Origin of the sequence: Roseibium sp. SCP14, from assembly GCF_040329475.1 — a bacterium.
Taxonomy (GTDB): domain Bacteria; phylum Pseudomonadota; class Alphaproteobacteria; order Rhizobiales; family Stappiaceae; genus Roseibium.
The window spans coordinates 128,675-147,164 of record NZ_JBDZYH010000004.1 but is presented as its reverse complement, the minus strand read 5'-3'; the positions used below and the strand labels follow the sequence as shown (position 1 = coordinate 147,164).

Below are 18,490 nucleotides of genomic sequence, written 5' to 3'. Positions count from 1 at the left end.
CGCCCCCTCGTCCGGGCCCTTGCATCACCAGGGGCCCGGCAATCTCCTCCGCCCGTCTGCTTATTTGAAGATCCACTAGAATCGGACGCCGTACCAGGCGACCGCCCCAGCGATCCCTGACCTGGACCGGAGACCTGCCATGCACGACATTGAAACCCTCGTCATTGGTGCCGGTGTCATTGGTCTGGCCTGCGCGCGCGCATTGGCCCTCTCCGGCCGCGAGGTCATGGTGCTGGAGCAGCATGATCTGATCGGCTCCGAGACCAGTGCCCGCAATTCCGAAGTCATACATGCCGGTATCTACTACCCGACCGGCAGCCTGAAAGCGCGTCTTTGCGTGGACGGAAAGCACCAGCTTTACAGGTTCTGCGCCGAAAACGGCGTTGGTCACGAACATATCGGCAAGCTGATCGTTGCCGCACATGATGCACAGCTCGACGAACTTCAGAAAATCAAACGGAAAGCAGCCGAAAACGGCGTCACGGATCTTGTCTTTGTCAACCGCAACGAACTGCGTGAGCGGGAACCGGCCCTGAATTGTGCCGGGGCGCTCTGGTCGCCATCAACCGGCATCGTCGACAGTCATGGCTTCATGCTGGCTCTGCAAGGTGGGCTCGAGGCACATGGCGGGCAAGTCGTATTGAACACCAAGGTTGAGAAGATCGAGGCGCTGCCTGAGGGTGGCTACCGCGTTCAGGTCGAAACTGATGGAGCGGAAAACTACGCCATTACCTGCCGGGAGCTGATCGTTTCGGCCGGTCATGGGGCCCCCGCCCTGATGTCGGCCTTTCCTGAGGCAAATCCGCCAAAGGCCTATCTCGCCAAGGGAAACTATTTCAAGCTGCAGGGAAAGGCGCCCTTCTCCACTCTGATCTATCCGGTTCCCGAACCAGGCGGGCTTGGCGTTCACCTGACGCTGGACCTTCAGCATCAGGCGCGCTTCGGACCGGACGTGGAGTGGGTGGAAAGCTTCGACTACAGGGTCGATCCGACACGCGGCGAAAAGTTCTACGCCGCTATCCGGAACTACTGGCCTGACCTGCCGGATGCGTCTCTCATCCCCGACTATTCCGGCATCCGCCCCAAGATCGTCGGCCCCGGCGAACCAGCAGCCGACTTCCGCATCGACGGTCCGGAAGCACACGGCCTCACCGGACTGGTCGCACTTTACGGCATTGAGTCACCTGGCCTGACATCAGCGCTGGCGATTGGTGATGAGGTTGCCGGGCGTTTAAGTTGAGAAGCTTGGAACTGCCGAGCCTGAAGTCTTCGGACAGGAGCAAATAAATTGCAGGTTTGAAGCGCTTCATCTCCGGCTTGCGCTTCGCTTGACCACTTTGACGTTCTGATTTGAACACCTCTAACGGCCTGCAAAATCATAAACGCGCTGAAGCCGTCCAATTGGAAGTCATTCTTTCGAAGGCCTCAGTGCACCCGACCGCTCTCATTCTCCAAAATCCCATCGGCGTCCAGACCCGCAATCGGCAGGCGCTTGTCGGTCGGCACGTCGCCGGAAAGCTGCAAGGCGAGGTAGCGGCCACAGCACACTCTCAGGAAACTGGTGAAATTACCGAGGTCATGGCCCGCATCGATGCTTTCATGATGCAGACGGGTGATCAGCTGCACGACATTCATGCCGTCTCGTGCGGCGATTTCTTCCAGTGCGTTCCAGAAGAACGCCTCAAGCCGCACCGATGTGACCATGCCATCGATACGCAGGGATTTCGTCGTACTCTCCCAAAGCTTGGGATCAGCCTCAATGAAGAGTTTGCACATAAGTTTCCCCTCCCGATTGCCTGAATAATCCACGGCATGGATTGCAGGATCAAGCCCGGCAATGACAGGTAAGGACTTTGTCCTACGTGCCAAAGCGGGCCTGCCCGATCGTTCATGCCGTTAGCGCTCGGCTAGCTGCTCTCATCCCAAAAATTGGATGAGCGCCATCAGGCAGCCAGCGCGCCGGCATCCTTACCCTTGAGCACATTATTGAACTGCGCCAGCCAGGCAGGATGCGCGGGCCAGGCGGGAGCCGTCACCAGATTGCCGTCGGTCACTGCAGCATCTATGGCGATCTCCGCGTAGGTTGCACCAGCCTGTTCCACTTCCGGCCGGCAAGCCGGATAGGCTGAAACAGTCCGACCATCGACAACCTGCGCAGCGGTCAGGATCTGAGCTCCATGGCAAATCGCCGCCACCGGCTTGCCCTCGTCCATGAAATGCTTCACGGCAGCCAGAACTTCGGCATCCAGACGCAGATACTCAGGTGCTCGGCCACCCGGGATAAGCAGCGCATCATAGGAGGCAACATCGATGTCGGCGAAGCTCGCATTCAGCGTAAAGTTATGACCGCGCTTTTCGGTGTAAGTCTGGTCACCTTCAAAGTCATGGATGCAGGTTGCAACAGTCTCGCCGCTCTTCTTGCCCGGGCAAACCGCATCAACCTCATGCCCCATGGCAAGCAGTGTCTGGAACGGCACCATGGTTTCATAGTCTTCGGTGAAGTCACCGGTGATCATCAGGATCTTTGCGCTCACGCCTTGTCCTCCCATCAGAATGTCGCGATGAGGGGACGCTAGCAGGCGAAGTGTTTGAGCGGGTAATAAGCGAGTACTACAAGTGCATTTTGTTTGACGAAAGGCGGTTCATGTCCGGCAACCAACGTTCGGAGGACAGGTAACCGCCCCAATTGTCATCCCTGCGAAGGCAGGGATCCAGTAATCCTCTGAACTGGCATTTTTTACAGCCAACACTCCGGATCACTGGACCCCGGTCTTGCCACTAACGTGTCAAACCGGGATGACAAATACTCAAGCGCGGCTAGTCCTTGTAATCCGGCTGCGTCGCATCCAGTTCGCGCCGCAAATGAGCGAAATGCGCATAGCCCATACCGACATACGGCTCCCACTCCGCCGCGGTCTTGGCGGCAAGATTGTCCGACATGACGGCAAGCGGCTGCCCGGTCGAATAGGCTTTCAGAAGCGTCTCGGCGGCACGTTCGAAGAAATAAAGGTGCTCAAACGCTTCCGCGACCGTGGCTGCGGCAACAGAGACACCGTGATTGCCCATGACCAGGATCGGCTTGTTGCCGAGGGTTTCGGCAATCCGCCGCCCCTCTTCGGCTTCATCGGCCATTCCGCCGAAACCCAGATCGATGGCAACCTTGCCGTAAAATCGCGCCGTGTTGAGGTCGATCGGCTTCAGCGTCGGGTCCTGAAGTGTCGCAAGCGCGGTCGCGTTGGGCGCATGGCAATGGAACAGAACACGCGCCGCCGGGTTGGTCCGGTGAACCGTGCCATGAATGCACCATGCGGACGGGTCCGGAGCATCCTCGCGCTCCATCACGGCATCATCTTTCGCATCCAGCAGTAACAAATCGCTGGCCTTGATTTCGGAAAAGTGCCGCCATTTCGGGTTCATCAGAAACTTGGAACCGTCATCCGACACGGCAACACTGAAGTGATTGCCGACAGATTCATGCCAGCCGAACTTCACCGCAAGACGGAATGCAGCCGCCAGGTCCTCGCGCAGCTCCTGCTCGTTCCGGGTCTGCGCTTCTGCAATGGTCATGACCGTCTCTCCTCCTATTTGAAGCGTCCTTCCCCGGACAGGACCCGGAAGGTTGAACGCATTTCCCCTCTGTCGATATAACAGCCGCGCAGATGCCGGTCACCGCTCGTGGCGGAATAGGCGGCGCGTCCATGTACGATCCGATGATTGTCGAAAACGATACATTCTCCTGCATTGAGCCGGAACTGCATCAGGTACTTGTCGTCCTGCATCAGGCGCCCGAAGCGGCAGAATGCCGGATAGTAGCGATCAAGATCCCTTTGCGGCAGATCGAAAATGTCGGCCTGATGCTGGCTGATGGTCACGCCGGAGATGTTGCCGTATTCATCGAGCTCGATCACCCGCTGGCGGGCACGCATATCGAACGTATCGTGCTCGCAGTAATAGGGAACATCCGTATTGACCAGCAGCTCGAATTCATCCGGATAAAGTTTGCGGAAATCTTCGGCCACCGCCAAACCGTCGACAAAGAGGCTGTCGCCGCCGTCAACCGAATTTGCCCGGCAATGCAAAAACTGAACACCGGGAGCCGCATCTTCCGACGGCAGGTCGGTGTGCAGCTCCAGCGCCTTGGAGGTAAACGCCAGGTTTGTTGGCTTGATATGGGTTTTGACTTCGAACACCCGGCCGAAATAGCTGGGGCGCACGTGACCGATCATATTGGCAACGTCCAGAAGCGCCTCATCGGTGTCCGGCAATCCGGTCAGCAAGGCAACGCCATCTGTCAGCATGGATTTGACCCAATTCCTGATATGGGTCTTGTCCGTCGTCAGATCCGCGTAGGAGAACCGCCCGATCTCCTCGTAGTGATCGGAATACCAGGGTTTGCGCGAAAGATTGGCGCTGTCGGAACGTTTGGCGCCCTTGGCGTAACCGGCCAGAGTTTCCAGGGGCATGCGCGTCAAATGTTCAGACCCGGCCCAGGCAATTTCCAGATGCCCTGCTGAAATCGACGCGGACACTGCCTTGGGTGCACCTTCTTCGGCAAAAATATCGTAGACGCGTTCGCGGGTTTCAGTGTCGAAAGACGACGGACAATTGTCCCTAAGCCAGTAATAATTGAAATAGGCCGTTTCGCCGCTGGTCAGCGGCACATCCATGCCGTTCTCACCCAACAACACACCGGCTTCACCAGTTCCGAGCATCATTCCCTCCAAATAACTTAACCTGCTCGAATTCTGCAGACGACGGGCACAATTTCGCCAACCCACTCGATCTGCGGTCAGTTTCGGGAAAATGCGCTTGTGTGCACGATTTGAAAAGGTGATAAAAACAGAAGTTAACTTAATTTGAGGCTAAACTTAAGCGCCACATGAACCGTCTTCCGCCCCTCAGGTTGCTCCATGTTTTCGAAACCGTGCACAGCGCAGGTAGCGCCAAGCGGGCAGCCGGTGAGCTCAATGTCTCTCTATCCGCAGTCAGCCAGGCACTTCGGCAGCTGGAAGAGCATATCGGCACATCTTTGTTCGACCGCAGCACACGCCCCGCAAGGCTGAACGAGGCCGGCGAAATACTGCTGAAGGCAGTCATCGAAAACCGCGACCGCCTGACAGAAGCCTTGAGTGAGATTCAGGCGCTGACCACGCAATCGGGGGCCTCCGTGACCGTCGCCTGCACGGTCGGCTTTGCCACCTATTGGCTGATGCCGAGGCTGGAGGCCTTTTATCTCGATCATCCGGACATTGCCGTAAACGTGCAGACAACGCCGCAGGAAGTGCCGCACATGCCTGCCGGCACAGACATCGCGATGCGCTTTGGTGACGGGCGCTGGAACGACGGCGACATGCAGCATCTTTTTGATGAGATCATTGAACCGGTCTGCGCTCCTGTGCTGGCAGAACGTCTTCGCAAGGAAGATCGAAATCTCGCCTCGGCCCAGCTCATCCATGTGGAGTTTCCGGACCCCAACTGGGTGACATGGTCCGACTACTTCGTTCAGACCGGTCAGAAACCCGCAGGCACCTCAAAGGGTCTCAAGTTTTCCAACTACGTCCAGGCCGCACAGGCAGCCCTGTCCGGCCACGGCATCATGCTTGGCTGGCGTTCGACCAACGGTGATCATGTCCAGAAGGGCCTGCTGGTACCGATCGGCCTCCCTGTCATGCGGCCAAAGAGCCGGTTCTACATAACCCTGTCGCACCGTAGCCGAAACGTGGAAACGGCGCAGGTGGTAATCGACTGGATGAGGATGACAGCACAAAGTGAAACTCCGGAACCAGTGCCAGAAAATTCAACTCGCTTCAGAAACTACACAACCGACAGCTGACACCTGATTTTCTTGGATCCAACGCACAATCATGGAAGGCAGCTGTTCTCATTTTCCCATTCCAGAAATTTTCCAAACCGATAGCCGTATTCGGCTTCGCGCATCAATCTTTAGCGAAAAACCATAGTGAAGGGATGTCAAGCGAGACCCTTCTTCCGCTATGCCCTGGCTGAAGTGGATCCTGTCGGAACCTTGTCAATTCCGGTCAGTCGAAGGGTTTACTGGACAATGTCGACAACATGCGGCCACTTGTGAGACACCTCAATCTTGATGACATCGCCAACTGAAAAGTCCGACGTATTCACCTCGGAAAGTCCCTGCTGCATCTTGCTGTCCTCTGGTGATCGATAGCTGAACCAGACCCGAGTTGTTTCGGCGAGGCGGAAACCATCATCCTCCAACTGCTCGGCGACCGAAGTACCAATAAGCGCACAATCTATCGAACGGGTATCGGTTTTTCTGAACAGCACCGATCGCCTGTCCCAGTGAGTTTTACTGGCAGTGCACCTTTGCTCAACGCGTGTTGCGACAGCGAGAACCTCAACAGTATCAATTCGATAAAGAACGTTGGAGCCAACCACCAAAGTCAGCACCAAGCCAGGTAGAATTAACTCCCTTAGAAGGAAATCAGCGCGCATCCACCAAGCGATTTTTTCTTTGTGGTCGTACAATTCCACTCCCCAACCACCTGCCAATTTCATATTGCAATGACCTCTTTGGGTTTCAAGACGGACAGACCGCAACCACCATCGTTTTTTCTTCTTCTCCCCTCTTGACCTGCCCGCACGCCGGTGCCATAACACAATCCGAACCGTACGGTACGGTTCACCCGCTAAAGACATTCGTCTCCACTACACTCTGACCGACACCTGAAGACATGCCAGCAGCCGCTTTTGACATTGCCACTTCCCGCCCGGACGCAGCGCCCGAGTTTTCGCCGCGCCAGCAGGTGGTATTGCAGCATGCGTTGACATTGCTGGTGGAAGGAGGCGAAAAAGCGCTGACGACAGCAGGGCTTGCACGCACTGCCAGTTGCTCCAAGGAAAGCCTCTACAAGTGGTTCGGTGACCGGGATGGCCTTTTGGCTGCGGTCGTTGCCTACCAGGCCAGCCAGGTTCAGTTTCCCTCCGAGGCAGGGGCAACAGCAGACGCGGAAACGTTCCGCGCGCATGTCGCTGCCTTCGTCGAAGCCCTGCTGGGAGTTCTCTTTTCCGAAACATCGCTGGCGCTGAACCGGCTATCCATCGGTCAGTCCAACACAAATTCCAACCGGCTCGGCCAGCTCCTGCTGATGCGCGGCAAGCACATGATTTCGTCACGTGCGCGTACCATGCTGGAAAGTGGCCGCCGGCACGGGCTCTTGAAATTCGACAAGGCCGAGGACGCCTACCAGGTGCTTTATGGCCTTGCAATCCGCGACGTTCACGTCCGGCTACTTCTCGGCGAAGCTGCCAGCCCCGCCGAACAGGATCTGAAATCACAGGCCGAAACGGCCGTCGACCGCTTTTACCAGTTGTTCGGGGCATAAAAACCGGCGCTGGATAAACTGGGAACCACCAGAAACAACAAAGACCGGCAATGAAGACCGGCTTTTTGAAGAACAACGGAATGCAAACGGGAGAAAGGAACCCATGCGCGTTTATTACGATCGTGATGCTGATCTCAACCTGATCAAATCCAAAAAAGTCGCCATCATCGGCTACGGCTCCCAGGGCCGCGCCCATGCCATGAACCTGAAAGACAGCGGTTGCACCGAACTCGCCGTTGCTTTGCGCGAAGGTTCCACCACTGCCCTGAAGGCTGAAGCTGACGGCTTCAAGGTCATGACCGTGGCAGAAGCTGCTGCCTGGGCCGACCTGATGATGATGGCAACGCCGGACGAGCTGCAGGCCGACATCTACAAGGACCACATTGCAGGCAACATCCGTGACGGTGCAGCAATCGCATTCGCTCACGGCCTCAACGTTCATTTCGGCCTGATCGAGCCCAAGTCCACCGTTGACGTTCTGATGGTCGCGCCGAAGGGCCCGGGCCACACCGTGCGCGGCGAATACCAGAAGGGTGGCGGCGTACCGTGCCTGATCGCCGTTCACCAGGACGCTTCCGGCAACGCTCACGACCTCGGCCTGTCCTACGCATGTGGCGTCGGCGGCGGTCGTTCCGGCATCATCGAAACAACCTTCAAGGAAGAGTGTGAGACCGACCTCTTCGGCGAACAGGCTGTTCTGTGCGGTGGCCTTGTCGAGCTGATCCGTGCTGGTTTCGAGACCCTGGTGGAAGCCGGCTACGCTCCGGAAATGGCATATTTCGAGTGCCTGCACGAAGTTAAGCTGATCGTGGACCTGATCTACGAAGGCGGCATCGCCAACATGAACTACTCCATCTCCAACACTGCTGAGTGGGGCGAGTACGTCACCGGTCCGCGCATCGTGACGCCTGAAACCAAGGCTGAAATGAAGCGCGTCCTGACCGACATCCAGAACGGCAAGTTCACTTCCGACTGGATGCAGGAATACCGTGCAGGCGCAGCCAAGTTCAAGGCAACCCGCCGTCTGAACGACGCTCACCAGATCGAAGAAGTCGGCGAAAAGCTGCGCGGCATGATGCCGTGGATCAAGTCCAACGCTCTGGTCGACAAGACCAAGAACTAAGCTTCCCGCTTATCGTTGAAAAGAAAACCCGGCTTCACAGCCGGGTTTTTTGTTGCCTACCGGAAACTCCGGCGATCTCAGTTGGAAACGACCCTGAATTTCTCGGGCACTCCGCCTCCGGGTATCGTATGCGCTACATTCAAGCGCTTCAGGGCCGCAAAAGCCGGGTAGCTTTCATAGTCGGCGGCACGCTTGTAAAGGATGATTGCCCGGTCAAGATCTTTTGGCAGGAAGCGCCCCTCTTCCAGTATCGACGCCAGGTAGAACATGCCATCCACGTCGCCTTGCTCGGCGGTTTCCTCAATTTGGGCCAGTCCCTTCTCGACATCCTGCTCGGTGCCCAGACCCAGAAGTGTCATCCAGCCCAGGTTGGCCTTTGCCTGAACCGAACCATACTGACTGATCTGCCGCAGCAGGCTCACTGCCATTTCCGGATCTTTCCTGACACCGGTTCCATCCCGGTATAGCTTGGCCAGTTCAATCGTCCCGTAGTGAAAGCCGTTCCGGGACGAGGCCTGGTGCAGTCTGGCGGCATGTGCAACATCAACAGGGACACCGATACCGTACTGGAGCTGCCACGCCGCATAAAGACACGCAAAGTTCTCTCCAAGTTCGGCACCCCGCAGATAGTGCTCGGTCGCCAGTTTGTAATCGGGCTGCCCGTTGCCACCGTAATAGTAGAAGTCTCCAATCGCCGCTTCCCCCAAAGCGGGATTGATGGTTTTTACCTTATCGAAAAGTTTCAGGGCACCAGCCGTATCCCTTGCCGTGCCCTGCCCCCTGAGCATCGCCATTCCGAGACCGTAGGACGCATAGACATCTGATTGAGCGGCGGCTTCCGTCAGCCAGCGGATGCCATCCTGAAAAACGGTTTCATCGCGTTGAGGAGGTGAAAGCAGCAGGCTTCCAAGCGAAATCTGAGCCTCGATACTGCCTGCTTCGGCCGCCTGCTCCAGCCAGTGCCGACCAAGCTCAAAATCCCGTTTTCCGATCGTTCCCCAGGCATAGCCGTCTCCCATCACATACATCGCGTAGACACTGCCTTTTTCGGCCCCCTCCTGAAGGTAACTGAGCGCCGTTTGCCAGTTCGATCCTTCGACCTTGCCGTTCAGGTACAGCCATCCGAGGGTAGAGTTGGCATCAATATTGCCGAAACGAAGCGCCTTTTTTGCGAACCGTTCTGCTTCTGCGTAGTTCAACTTCGCATCAGGATGCGTAAGTCCGGCCGCCAGAATCTGGGCCGCTTCGCCGTCACCGGCCTCCGCCAGGTCGACCAGAACCTCGTATGCTGCGTCGGTATCGCTGTCGGGAATCTGTCCGTAAAACTCGAGCTCAGCCAGGCGTCTTTCGGCAGCAACCAGATCTTTCGCGGCAAGCCGATACCAGAACGCGGCTTTTTTCATAGCTCTCGGCCGATAGACTCCCCAATCCCAAAGATAGGCCAGATATAATTGCGCACTTGCAACGCCCCTGTTGGCCGATCGCTCGAGCAGTGTGACAATCTCCTCGCTCGTGTCCTCGCTTTCCGGCCCAAGCATGAGAGCCTGCGCGAGAGCAAATGGTGCCACATCCGGGTAATGATCCGCTTCGATCAGCTTGCGAAGATGCGTTTCCGCCTGCCGGACATCTTTTGGAACCACGATGCCGTTCGTATAGGCGATCCCCAGGAAAAGGGCCCGCTCCTGGCCGCTAACCGAATTCGCCTCGTTCTCGCTGCCTGACGAAATCAGCTGCGACAACGGGCCCAGGGCGGAAAGAGGTTGGGATTGCGCAATGGAGGTGAGTTCACCCAGGCCAGCGAAATAGTCGGCTCCCTTCACCTCGCCCAGGATCTGCATCCGAGCCCATTTCACCGATGCGTCCAGATTTCCCTCGCTGGCAGCCACCCGAAAGAGAACAGATGCCTTTTCACGGTCTTCGTGGCGCGGATCTTTGTAGAGAACTTCTGCTGCTTGATATGCAGCGTCGGTGTCGCCGAGCTCGCCGGCGCGAATTTGCCACCTCAGTGCTTTTTTCCGGCTCTGTGTGACAGCCTCACCTTTGGTGAACAGGTCTGCGAGACGCAAGGCTGCGTAGAGGTTTTCGCCCTCGGCCGCAATCTCATAGTGACGAATGGCTTCGAATATTTCCTTCAGCCCTCCGAGACCTTCCTCTTCCATGTACCCCAGATAGGCAGCGGCAACCGTATTACCGTTTTCTGTTGCTTTTTCCAGGTAGGAGCGAGCAAGTTCGAGGTTTTCCGTGACCCATTCGCCTTCGAAATAGCTAATGCCCAGAACCGCCGCCGCACCGTCAATTTCTGCGTCCACCGCTCTTTTCAGATAATCCAGAGCCTTGGAAAAATCATGCCTCTTCCAAGCTTCCTTCGAAAACAAAACGCCCAGATCCAGCAGCGCGTTCTGGTCCCCCTGCTTCAGGGCCTGATTGTAGAGTTCGCTGGCCCGATCGGCATCCTGTTCGACACCCGCGCCTTCTTCATAGAAGTTGCCCAAAGCGATGAGCGCTCTGGAGCTGCCCAGATCTTGTGCCTTGCGATACCAGGACATCGCGTCAACAGGATCCTGTGCTACACCAATCCCGTGTTCATACATTTTCGCTAGGGACAGGATTGCTGAAAGGTCATCTTTCTCCGCCATTTGCGACAATAGCCGTCGTCCGCGGTTTACGTCCTGTCCTGTGACAGGTGTTCCATCCACGAGCAAAAGACCGAGCTCCGTCACTGCGAACTCATCGCCGGCTTCAACAGCTTCTTCATACAGCTCAAGAGCCTTGCGATAGTCCTGCTCAACACCAAGACCTTCTGCATGGAGCCATCCCAGATAGCCCATTGCACGTGATGATCCGGCCTTCTCAATCGCTTGTCGATAATGTGTGGCAGCTTGTGCGTAGTCCTGCTCGACGCCTTTGCCCTGCTCATGGGCAAGGCCGAGCGATACATGAGAGTAGGCATAACCAAGACCGAGGCTGCGGCGAAAGAGAGAAATGCTCATTTCCTGATCCTGCTCTACACCCAAACCCCAGTGATACATGGTTCCCAGATGATGGATGCCTCTGGGATAATCCATTTCGGCGGCTTTTCTATAGAGTTCGGCAGCACGTTTTTCATCCCGCTCACCCAGAACGCCTTGCTCATACATTAGCCCGAGATTCACCCAGCCATTCGGATATCCGGCTTCCGCAGACTTCCGGTACAGTTCTGCCGCCTTTTCCAGATCAACCTCGGTCCCGCGTCCGTTTTCGTAAAGCCAGCCGAGCGCTGATGTTGCCTCAAGCAGTCCTCCACGGCTTGCCCATTGAATCCAGAAGAATGCCTGATCGTCGGTTTGCCGGATCCCCTGGCCTTCAAGATAAAGATACCCAAGACGCAATCCGCTCCAATTGTCGCCGAAATCCGCTCCTTGCTGATAATAGGAGACTGCCTTTCTGTAATCCTTGGGACCGGCCAGCCCCGTTTCGTAATAGTAGCCAAGTTGAGCTTTTGCCCAAGGAAAGCCCATGGCTTCCGAACGCTTGAAATAGGAAAAGGCTTTTTCGTAATCGGGTTCCCAGAGATCCGAGTTCTCGTATGCAAGCCCTAGCCTGAAAAGATCCTCCGGATCACCTGCAGCTTCCCGTGCCAGAAGCCTTTCGAGTTCCTGCGCATCCGGCAGGCTTCCCTCGTAACTTTTTTCAGTTTGCCCGGCCAAAGCGGAGGATTGCCCCGAACCATCCAGCTGCCAACCCTGAGCTTTGTTGAAGTCACCGCTCTTGGCGAGCGCAGAACCTGCTGTCCCGATTGCGATGCCGGAGGCAAGAACAACTATTCCCAGAACTCTCATCGACACCCCCGGATCAACTCCACTTGCCTGCAACTCTCAACCTGTTTTCCGGTGGGTTCGCATGGTCCTGCCCTTATGCCTCCATCGGCTTTCGGGAAGCCTCCAGAGTACTTTCAAACTCATATCGCGAGGGCCGCACATAAACAACTCCATTGCAAACTTCACCAGCATTCCACCAGGACTTGCAGCATCTTGAAAACTGGACGACGCCCTCATCGATCGCAACAGGCAGACCGACCCACAGCATTACAAAGAGTGCCTGCTCTACCGACCGCGAAAGCAGAACGATAATTCGATCGATCTCGGCAATCTGCGTCAAGAATTCGAAGTTAAAGCAATAGTTTGATCAAAAAAACATACAACCGGAACAATACTTGGAAATTAGAAAGAATATCGAAATATGTCGGTGCACCAACGCGACACCACCTGAAAGAATTAGTCCCAAATAGGCAAAGATAAAATTTTATAAAAACCGGGTTTTATTCTCTAACTGGATCGCAAGACCTGATTTTATATCGTCATGACGTTCACCTCATCCACTGACGAACCAACCCGTGGAGTCCGCGAAAAATGGATCTGACGACACTGTTTTCGGCCAACATACTTGTCCTGTCGGTGTTCGCTATTTCCTTTCTGGCCATGTCGCTCCGCGTCAATCCGCATGGTCATTGGCGAAGCTGGGCGGCAGCCAATTCCCTTTTGGCAGCGGCGCTGCTGTTTTTTGCAAGTGAGGCCTGGCTTCCTGAACTGGTGGCCTACCTGGTTCCTAACACGCTTTTGCTGTTGGGATTTGGGTTCCATCTGCATGCGGCAAGACAGCTTGCCCATCTGCCCAGCAAGGCAAGCAATGTCCTGGCGCCCGCAACGGCCTATTTGCTGGTGGCCGTTGTCGCCTACCAGGTATCAAACTTCGCCCTTGCCTATGCCGCGGCCAATGTCATCTTCACTCTACTCTGCATCACAACCATCAGCGCCTACACATCACCAGTTTTCAGAGGTCTCATCTCGGCAATCGGCCTGATCCTGGCTTTTTTCCTGCTGGCTGCAGAAGGTGCTCTTAGAACCGTCCATGGCCTGGCACTCGGCGGTCCTGCCGGCCCCGGCATGATGAACGACATGATTCAGGACATTCACCTGATGAGCGCCCTCATTTTCGTCAGCCTGACGGGAGCATTTTCACTGGCTGTTTCTTTTGAACAGGTCGCCTACAAACACCGGGAGGCTGCACGCAGAGACCCGTTGACCGGAGCTTTCAATCGCAGGGAATTTCAAATTCGGCTGGAACAACTGCTTCAGGCGACCCCCAGGGACAATTTCGGTCTGGTCCATTTCGACCTGGACCACTTCAAACAGGTGAATGACGAATACGGCCATCCAGCCGGAGACGAGGCTTTGGTAAAGGTCAGCAAGACCGTTATCTCGCACCTCAGACAGGACGACTGCTTTGCCCGCCTCGGCGGCGAGGAGTTCGCAGTTTTGTTGCCAGGTATTTCCCGGGACAATGCCTTCAAGGTGGCCGATCGGCTGCGAGAAAAGATTTCCGAGCTCCGCTTTGAATTCGCACCGGAGGAGTTCAGGATCACCACCTCGGCCGGAATTTATCATGGAGACGGCAGCCAGCTGCTCACGACAGATCTGTTGCAGGCCGTCGACAAGAGCCTCTATGAATCGAAAAACAGTGGCCGCAACCGCATCACCTTCGCCGAACCAAGTCTTGGAAGCGCCCAATAAAACAGCTTCAGGACTGAAAACGTTCCTGAAACCCTGCTCGGAAGTCAGAAATGAGCTTCAATCAGCCGTGTGACTTCCCTGTCGCGCGCTGCCTCGCTCTTACCGCCCATGACAACGACGATCAGCTGTTTTCCACCTCGTCGAGCGGTTGCCACAAGGTTGTAACCTGCCATGCGAATGTACCCGGTCTTGAGCCCATCAACACCGGACACCTTGCCCAGCAGATTGTTGGTCGCGCGGAAAGTACGGCCGTTATAAGTGAAGGACTTCGCGCGGTAGTAGCTGGCATATTGCGCGAATCTCCGTTTCAGAGCGAGACCCAGCTTGGCCATATCCCGCGCTGTGGTCACCTGGGCCGGATCGGGTAGGCCGGTTGCGTTGACAAAGCGTGTCTTGGTCAACCCAAGCGCCCGCGCCTGACGGGTCATCTGCCGGGCGAAGGCAGCTTCGCTTCCGGCAATGTTTTCAGCAACGACGATGCCGACATCGTTTGCCGATTTCACTGCCAGAGCCCTTGCCGCCTGCTCGACCGTGATGGTCGAGCCCGCTTTCAACCCGATTTTAGCCGGTGGCTGCGAGGCTGCATTTTCAGAGACCTTCAATGGCGACGACAGCGAATACCGCCCGCTGGAGACCTCATCGAACAGAAGATAGAGCGTCATCATCTTGGTGAGCGAAGCCGGAAAGCGGGGCGAGTCCGCATCAACCGCGTAAAGTTCCCCGCCTGTCGATGCATTGAGAACAAGCGCTGAAAACCCGCGTTCAACAGCGGTTTGCGGCGCGTAGCTGATAACCGGAAGCGATGCTGTTTGAACCGAGGCCGCAGCTGTGGACGCAGATGGCGCTGTAGCCTTGGGCGCCTGTGCGGTTTGACAGGCTGCCAGGAACAGAGCCAGAAGAAGGGCGGAAACCTTTATTGAAACAGCGTTGAAACGCATTACAAATCTCGCGCTTTTCTCCGGTACCGCCTCAAGGTTTCAAACGGTACCCGGTCTTGAAAATCCAATGCACAATCGCGAGCGAACCTCCGAGAAAGAGCATCGTCGCAAACAGGGACAGCCACAAACTGACGTCCGCCTGGCCATAAAAACTCCAGCGGAATCCCGAGATGAGATACACCACCGGATTGATCAGCGTCACAGTCTGCCAGAACTCCGGCAGCATGTTGATGGAATAAAAGCTCCCGCCCAGAAAAGCCAGTGGTGTGACAATCAGAAGCGGAACGAACTGCAACTTCTCAAAGTTGTCCGCCCAGATACCGATGATGAAGCCAAGCAGTGCAAACGTGATTGCCGTCAGCATGAAAAACGCCGCCATCCAGAACGGATGCTGGATCTCGATATCCACGAAGAAATTTGCAGTGATCAGGATAATCAACCCAACCAGAATGGATTTGGTGGCTGCGGCACCGACATAGGCAATCGTAATTTCCAGAAAGGATACGGGGGCTGAAAGCACTTCGAAAATGGTGCCGGTGAAACGCGGAAAATAGATTCCGAAAGAAGCGTTCGACAAGCTCTGCGTCATGAGCGACAGCATGATCAACCCAGGCACGATAAAGGCCCCATAGCTGACACCGTCCACTTCCGTGATGCGCGAACCGATCGCCGCGCCGAAGACCACGAAATAAAGCACTGTCGAGATGACCGGCGAAATCACGCTTTGCATGATTGTGCGTCTGGTACGCGCCATTTCGGAAATATAGATGGATTTGACCGCTTCGAAGTTCATTTCGCCCCTGCCCCACTCGGCTTTGCTATCGGCTCGTTGTTCAGCACCAGTTCCATTCTCGGCAAGGTCCTGCCTGGTATGGAACCGGAAGGAGACCGACCGATCGTCTGAAAGCCCATTCGGGCATAAAAAGGTTCTGCCTCCGGATCGGAATCCACACCGATCTTCCTCAGTCCACTCGATTTCGCTTTGGCAAAGAGCTCATCGAACAGTTTTCGGCCAATGCTCTGTCCCTGCCAATCCGGATCCACGAAACAGACTTCCAGCTCTCCTTCCGCACTCGCCAGCGCCATCGACAGACGGATGCACCCTATCAGCTGGCCGTCGGTCGCTTCCGCGACCCAGAAGTCGTCATTTTCAATCCAACTGTCGCGGACCCGCAGTTCTTCAACGCACGCTTCCATGAACGCTTCTTCATACCCGTTGGATTGCTTGGAGCGCATGCAAAGATCGGTCAGCTCGTCTTTGTCGGCCAATCTCGCTCTGCGTATGATGAACTCTTTCGCCATTTCGAAAGCTATCCCTGTTTGACCAGATCCACAAAGATGTCTTCGAGCGAAGACTGATCGGTCTGAAGGTCCTGGAACCGCACACCTGCCTTGGCAAGGTCCGTCAAGAGCGAAGTGATGCCAGTGCGCTCGGCATGGGTGTCATAGGTATAGGTAAGGCTGTTGCCGTCATCCTCGAGTATCAGGTGATACTGAGACAGACCGTCTGGTATGCAGGCGAGCGGTGCGGTCAGGCTCAGGGTCAGAAGCTTGCGGCCAAGCTTGCGCATGAGCTCGGCTTTTTCCTCGACAAGAATGATCTCGCCCTTGTTGATGACCCCGACCCTGTCGGCCATTTCTTCGGCTTCTTCTATGTAGTGGGTGGTCAGGATGATCGTGACACCCCGATCCTTCAGTTCTCCCACAATGCGCCACATGTCATGGCGCAGTTCCACATCGACACCCGCGGTCGGTTCATCCAGGAACAGGATCTTTGGTTCATGTACCAGCGCCTTGGCGACGAGCAGCCTTCGCTTCATACCGCCGGACAAAGCCATGATCGGGTTGTCGCGTTTTTCCCAAAGCGTCAGATCCTTCAGGATGCGTTCCACCAGATCAGGATCGGGCCGTAACCCGAAGAGTCCCCGGCTCAGGGCGACCGTGTCTCCAACAATTTCAAACGGTGCCGTCGGCATTTCCTGAGGCACGAGACCGATCAACTGACGCGCGGCCCTGTATTCCCTCAAAGCGTCGTGACCACCAACAGAAATACTGCCCGATGTTGGGCGCACCAATCCGCATATGGTGCTGATCAAGGTCGTCTTGCCGGCACCGTTCGGGCCAAGCAGCGCGAAGACTTCACCTTCCTGAATATCCAGTGACACAGACTTGAGTGCCTGGAAGCCACCTTCATAGGTTTTATCCAGGTTCCTGACGGACAATATCGGAGCCATGAAGTTCCAACCGGTTCAAAGAATAAAGTGATTTGACCAGACGGCCAAATAAGCGAGCCACAGTCGCATGTGGGCAGACAACCCGCAAGATGCAAGCCCGGTGGATTGTTGACATCCCATGTCAGGAACCTTCGACTCAAAGCCAATTGTTTCATCACAAGAAACACTGCGTCTGCGGCCCGCGATATAGGTTTTCAGCAAAACGCCGCTATTTTTCGGACAACGACACGTTCGATGAAGGAAAATCCAAATGTCTATCCGCCCGGTTACGCATATCGGCAAGACACAGCCCACGCTGGAAGGCGCGGGCGTCAAGTTGGAAAGAGTTTTCGGCTTCCAGAATCCGGAAATGCTGGACCCTTTCCTGCTACTCGACGACTTTCGCAACGAACACCCTGAAGACTATCTTTCCGGCTTTCCCTGGCACCCGCACCGGGGCATTGAAACCATCACATACGTGCTTGCGGGAACCGTCGAGCATGGCGACAGTCTCGGCAACACAGGCAACCTGGGCGCGGGAGACGTGCAATGGATGACTGCCGGCCGGGGCATCATGCACCAGGAGATGCCAAAGGGTGACGAAAGCGGCCGCATGCACGGATTTCAGCTCTGGGCCAATCTTCCCTCCTCCCTGAAGATGACCGAGCCGCGCTATCAGGACGTTGCCTCCCGGGACATCCCGGTTGTTGTTGACGATGACGGCGCATCCGCGCGGATTATCTGCGGAGATTTCTGGGGCAAGCGCGGTCCGGTGGACGGAATCGCAGCCGATCCCCAATACCTCGACATTCATGTGCCCGCCGGACAGAAAAAGCGTATCAAGGTAGACACGTACAAGCAGACCTTCGCCTATATCTTCGAAGGTTCGGGAACTTTTGAGGGCGCCTCAGATCCCTTCGGAGTTCTGACGGAAAAGGAGTTCGGCGGCGAAGAGCTGAAAATTCGTGATCAGACGGGCAACCGGTCGCTGGTCATATTCGGGTCAGGCGACGAAATCGTCGTACAGGCCGGTGAAAACGGCATCCGTTTTCTCCTGGTTTCAGGCGCGCCAATCAAGGAACCGGTAGCCTGGCACGGCCCGATTGTGATGAACACTCGCGAAGAGCTCGTTCAGGCTTTCAACGAACTGCAAAAGGGTACGTTCATTCGCTGACCCTTTTCGCCGGAAAGGGCACTGACTGGTCACGGCACTCATGCCGTGACCTTGTCATTCTTGTGCAACCTCTGCCTTGTAAGTTTCACAATGACTGGCTAGGGCTGTCTTGAACTCAAGCGACTGGACAGC

16 protein-coding genes are annotated in these 18,490 nt (G+C 56.0%); 6 read left to right on the top strand and 10 right to left on the bottom strand.

The window, feature by feature from the left end; genetic code table 11:
- The first annotated feature begins 139 nt into the window (after positions 1 to 139).
- Complete coding sequence (locus ABLQ08_RS17645) at positions 140 to 1,240, top strand: NAD(P)/FAD-dependent oxidoreductase (protein ID WP_352944667.1); 1,101 nt, start codon at positions 140 to 142, stop codon at positions 1,238 to 1,240.
- A gap of 185 nt (positions 1,241 to 1,425) precedes the next feature.
- On the opposite strand, the gene ABLQ08_RS17640 is transcribed toward ABLQ08_RS17645, so the two are convergent.
- The 4 genes from ABLQ08_RS17640 to ABLQ08_RS17625 form a co-directional block, all read right to left on the bottom strand.
- Positions 1,426 to 1,776 (bottom strand): ribbon-helix-helix domain-containing protein, encoded by a 351-nt coding sequence (locus ABLQ08_RS17640; protein ID WP_352944665.1) that lies wholly within the window; start codon positions 1,774 to 1,776, stop codon positions 1,426 to 1,428.
- Positions 1,777 to 1,943: 167 nt separating this feature from the next.
- Positions 1,944 to 2,549 (bottom strand): DJ-1/PfpI family protein, encoded by a 606-nt coding sequence (locus tag ABLQ08_RS17635; protein WP_352944663.1) that lies wholly within the window; start codon positions 2,547 to 2,549, stop codon positions 1,944 to 1,946.
- Positions 2,550 to 2,817: 268 nt separating this feature from the next.
- Entirely contained in the window at positions 2,818 to 3,567 is a 750-nt protein-coding gene (locus ABLQ08_RS17630) for a class II aldolase/adducin family protein (RefSeq protein ID WP_352944662.1), read from the bottom strand.
- A gap of 14 nt (positions 3,568 to 3,581) precedes the next feature.
- Complete coding sequence (locus ABLQ08_RS17625; protein ID WP_352944661.1) at positions 3,582 to 4,712, bottom strand: TauD/TfdA family dioxygenase; 1,131 nt, start codon at positions 4,710 to 4,712, stop codon at positions 3,582 to 3,584.
- A gap of 167 nt (positions 4,713 to 4,879) precedes the next feature.
- Here ABLQ08_RS17625 and ABLQ08_RS17620 point away from each other — a divergent pair, with 167 nt between their 5' ends.
- The gene (locus ABLQ08_RS17620; RefSeq protein WP_352944660.1) at positions 4,880 to 5,833 is read left to right on the top strand and encodes a LysR substrate-binding domain-containing protein; all 954 of its coding nucleotides are present in this window, start codon (positions 4,880 to 4,882) and stop codon (positions 5,831 to 5,833) included.
- Between the two features lie 218 nt (positions 5,834 to 6,051).
- On the opposite strand, the gene ABLQ08_RS17615 is transcribed toward ABLQ08_RS17620, so the two are convergent.
- On the bottom strand, positions 6,052 to 6,534 hold the full coding sequence (locus tag ABLQ08_RS17615; protein ID WP_352944659.1) for a hypothetical protein: 483 nt from the start codon (positions 6,532 to 6,534) through the stop codon (positions 6,052 to 6,054).
- Between the two features lie 176 nt (positions 6,535 to 6,710).
- Here ABLQ08_RS17615 and ABLQ08_RS17610 point away from each other — a divergent pair, with 176 nt between their 5' ends.
- Positions 6,711 to 7,361 (top strand): TetR/AcrR family transcriptional regulator, encoded by a 651-nt coding sequence (locus ABLQ08_RS17610; RefSeq protein ID WP_352944657.1) that lies wholly within the window; start codon positions 6,711 to 6,713, stop codon positions 7,359 to 7,361.
- Positions 7,362 to 7,464: 103 nt separating this feature from the next.
- Positions 7,465 to 8,484, top strand: coding sequence for a ketol-acid reductoisomerase (gene ilvC / locus ABLQ08_RS17605; RefSeq protein ID WP_352944656.1), 1,020 nt, complete (start codon positions 7,465 to 7,467; stop codon positions 8,482 to 8,484).
- Between the two features lie 77 nt (positions 8,485 to 8,561).
- On the opposite strand, the gene ABLQ08_RS17600 is transcribed toward ilvC, so the two are convergent.
- Positions 8,562 to 12,302, bottom strand: coding sequence for a tetratricopeptide repeat protein (locus tag ABLQ08_RS17600; RefSeq protein ID WP_352944654.1), 3,741 nt, complete (start codon positions 12,300 to 12,302; stop codon positions 8,562 to 8,564).
- Between the two features lie 570 nt (positions 12,303 to 12,872).
- Between ABLQ08_RS17600 and ABLQ08_RS17595 the strand changes: the two genes are divergently transcribed.
- Positions 12,873 to 14,033 (top strand): GGDEF domain-containing protein, encoded by a 1,161-nt coding sequence (locus tag ABLQ08_RS17595; RefSeq protein ID WP_352944652.1) that lies wholly within the window; start codon positions 12,873 to 12,875, stop codon positions 14,031 to 14,033.
- A gap of 44 nt (positions 14,034 to 14,077) precedes the next feature.
- Here ABLQ08_RS17595 and ABLQ08_RS17590 read toward each other — a convergent pair whose 3' ends face one another.
- From ABLQ08_RS17590 to ABLQ08_RS17575, 4 genes are read right to left on the bottom strand one after another with little or no spacing between them, the layout of a single operon-like run.
- Positions 14,078 to 14,971: a D-alanyl-D-alanine carboxypeptidase family protein gene (locus tag ABLQ08_RS17590; protein ID WP_352944650.1), complete on the bottom strand. Its 894-nt coding sequence runs from the start codon at positions 14,969 to 14,971 to the stop codon at positions 14,078 to 14,080.
- A 31-nt stretch (positions 14,972 to 15,002) separates the two neighbouring features.
- The gene (locus tag ABLQ08_RS17585) at positions 15,003 to 15,764 is read right to left on the bottom strand and encodes an ABC transporter permease (RefSeq protein WP_352944648.1); all 762 of its coding nucleotides are present in this window, start codon (positions 15,762 to 15,764) and stop codon (positions 15,003 to 15,005) included.
- Positions 15,761 to 16,273, bottom strand: a complete 513-nt coding sequence (locus ABLQ08_RS17580; RefSeq protein ID WP_352944647.1) for a GNAT family N-acetyltransferase — start codon at positions 16,271 to 16,273, stop codon at positions 15,761 to 15,763. The genes ABLQ08_RS17585 and ABLQ08_RS17580 overlap by 4 nt, the downstream gene beginning before the upstream one ends.
- 8 nt (positions 16,274 to 16,281) lie before the next feature.
- A complete protein-coding gene (locus ABLQ08_RS17575) occupies positions 16,282 to 17,205 on the bottom strand; it encodes an ABC transporter ATP-binding protein (protein ID WP_352944645.1) in 924 nt (307 codons plus the stop codon).
- Between the two features lie 250 nt (positions 17,206 to 17,455).
- On the opposite strand from ABLQ08_RS17575, the gene ABLQ08_RS17570 reads away from it, so the two are divergent.
- Entirely contained in the window at positions 17,456 to 18,358 is a 903-nt protein-coding gene (locus ABLQ08_RS17570; protein ID WP_352944643.1) for a pirin family protein, read from the top strand.
- The last annotated feature ends 132 nt before the right edge of the window (positions 18,359 to 18,490 follow it).

Bases quoted from the DNA above. Each gene is read 5' to 3' on its own strand.
- ABLQ08_RS17645 (WP_352944667.1), top strand. From the start codon at position 140: ATGCACGACATTGAAACCCTCGTCATTGGTGCCGGTGTCATTGGTCTG.
- ABLQ08_RS17640 (WP_352944665.1), bottom strand. From the start codon at position 1,776: ATGTGCAAACTCTTCATTGAGGCTGATCCCAAGCTTTGGGAGAGTACG.
- ABLQ08_RS17635 (WP_352944663.1), bottom strand. From the start codon at position 2,549: ATGGGAGGACAAGGCGTGAGCGCAAAGATCCTGATGATCACCGGTGAC.
- ABLQ08_RS17630 (WP_352944662.1), bottom strand. From the start codon at position 3,567: ATGACCATTGCAGAAGCGCAGACCCGGAACGAGCAGGAGCTGCGCGAG.
- ABLQ08_RS17625 (WP_352944661.1), bottom strand. From the start codon at position 4,712: ATGCTCGGAACTGGTGAAGCCGGTGTGTTGTTGGGTGAGAACGGCATG.
- ABLQ08_RS17620 (WP_352944660.1), top strand. From the start codon at position 4,880: ATGAACCGTCTTCCGCCCCTCAGGTTGCTCCATGTTTTCGAAACCGTG.
- ABLQ08_RS17615 (WP_352944659.1), bottom strand. From the start codon at position 6,534: ATGAAATTGGCAGGTGGTTGGGGAGTGGAATTGTACGACCACAAAGAA.
- ABLQ08_RS17610 (WP_352944657.1), top strand. From the start codon at position 6,711: ATGCCAGCAGCCGCTTTTGACATTGCCACTTCCCGCCCGGACGCAGCG.
- ilvC (WP_352944656.1), top strand. From the start codon at position 7,465: ATGCGCGTTTATTACGATCGTGATGCTGATCTCAACCTGATCAAATCC.
- ABLQ08_RS17600 (WP_352944654.1), bottom strand. From the start codon at position 12,302: ATGAGAGTTCTGGGAATAGTTGTTCTTGCCTCCGGCATCGCAATCGGG.
- ABLQ08_RS17595 (WP_352944652.1), top strand. From the start codon at position 12,873: ATGGATCTGACGACACTGTTTTCGGCCAACATACTTGTCCTGTCGGTG.
- ABLQ08_RS17590 (WP_352944650.1), bottom strand. From the start codon at position 14,971: ATGCGTTTCAACGCTGTTTCAATAAAGGTTTCCGCCCTTCTTCTGGCT.
- ABLQ08_RS17585 (WP_352944648.1), bottom strand. From the start codon at position 15,764: ATGAACTTCGAAGCGGTCAAATCCATCTATATTTCCGAAATGGCGCGT.
- ABLQ08_RS17580 (WP_352944647.1), bottom strand. From the start codon at position 16,273: ATGGCGAAAGAGTTCATCATACGCAGAGCGAGATTGGCCGACAAAGAC.
- ABLQ08_RS17575 (WP_352944645.1), bottom strand. From the start codon at position 17,205: ATGGCTCCGATATTGTCCGTCAGGAACCTGGATAAAACCTATGAAGGT.
- ABLQ08_RS17570 (WP_352944643.1), top strand. From the start codon at position 17,456: ATGTCTATCCGCCCGGTTACGCATATCGGCAAGACACAGCCCACGCTG.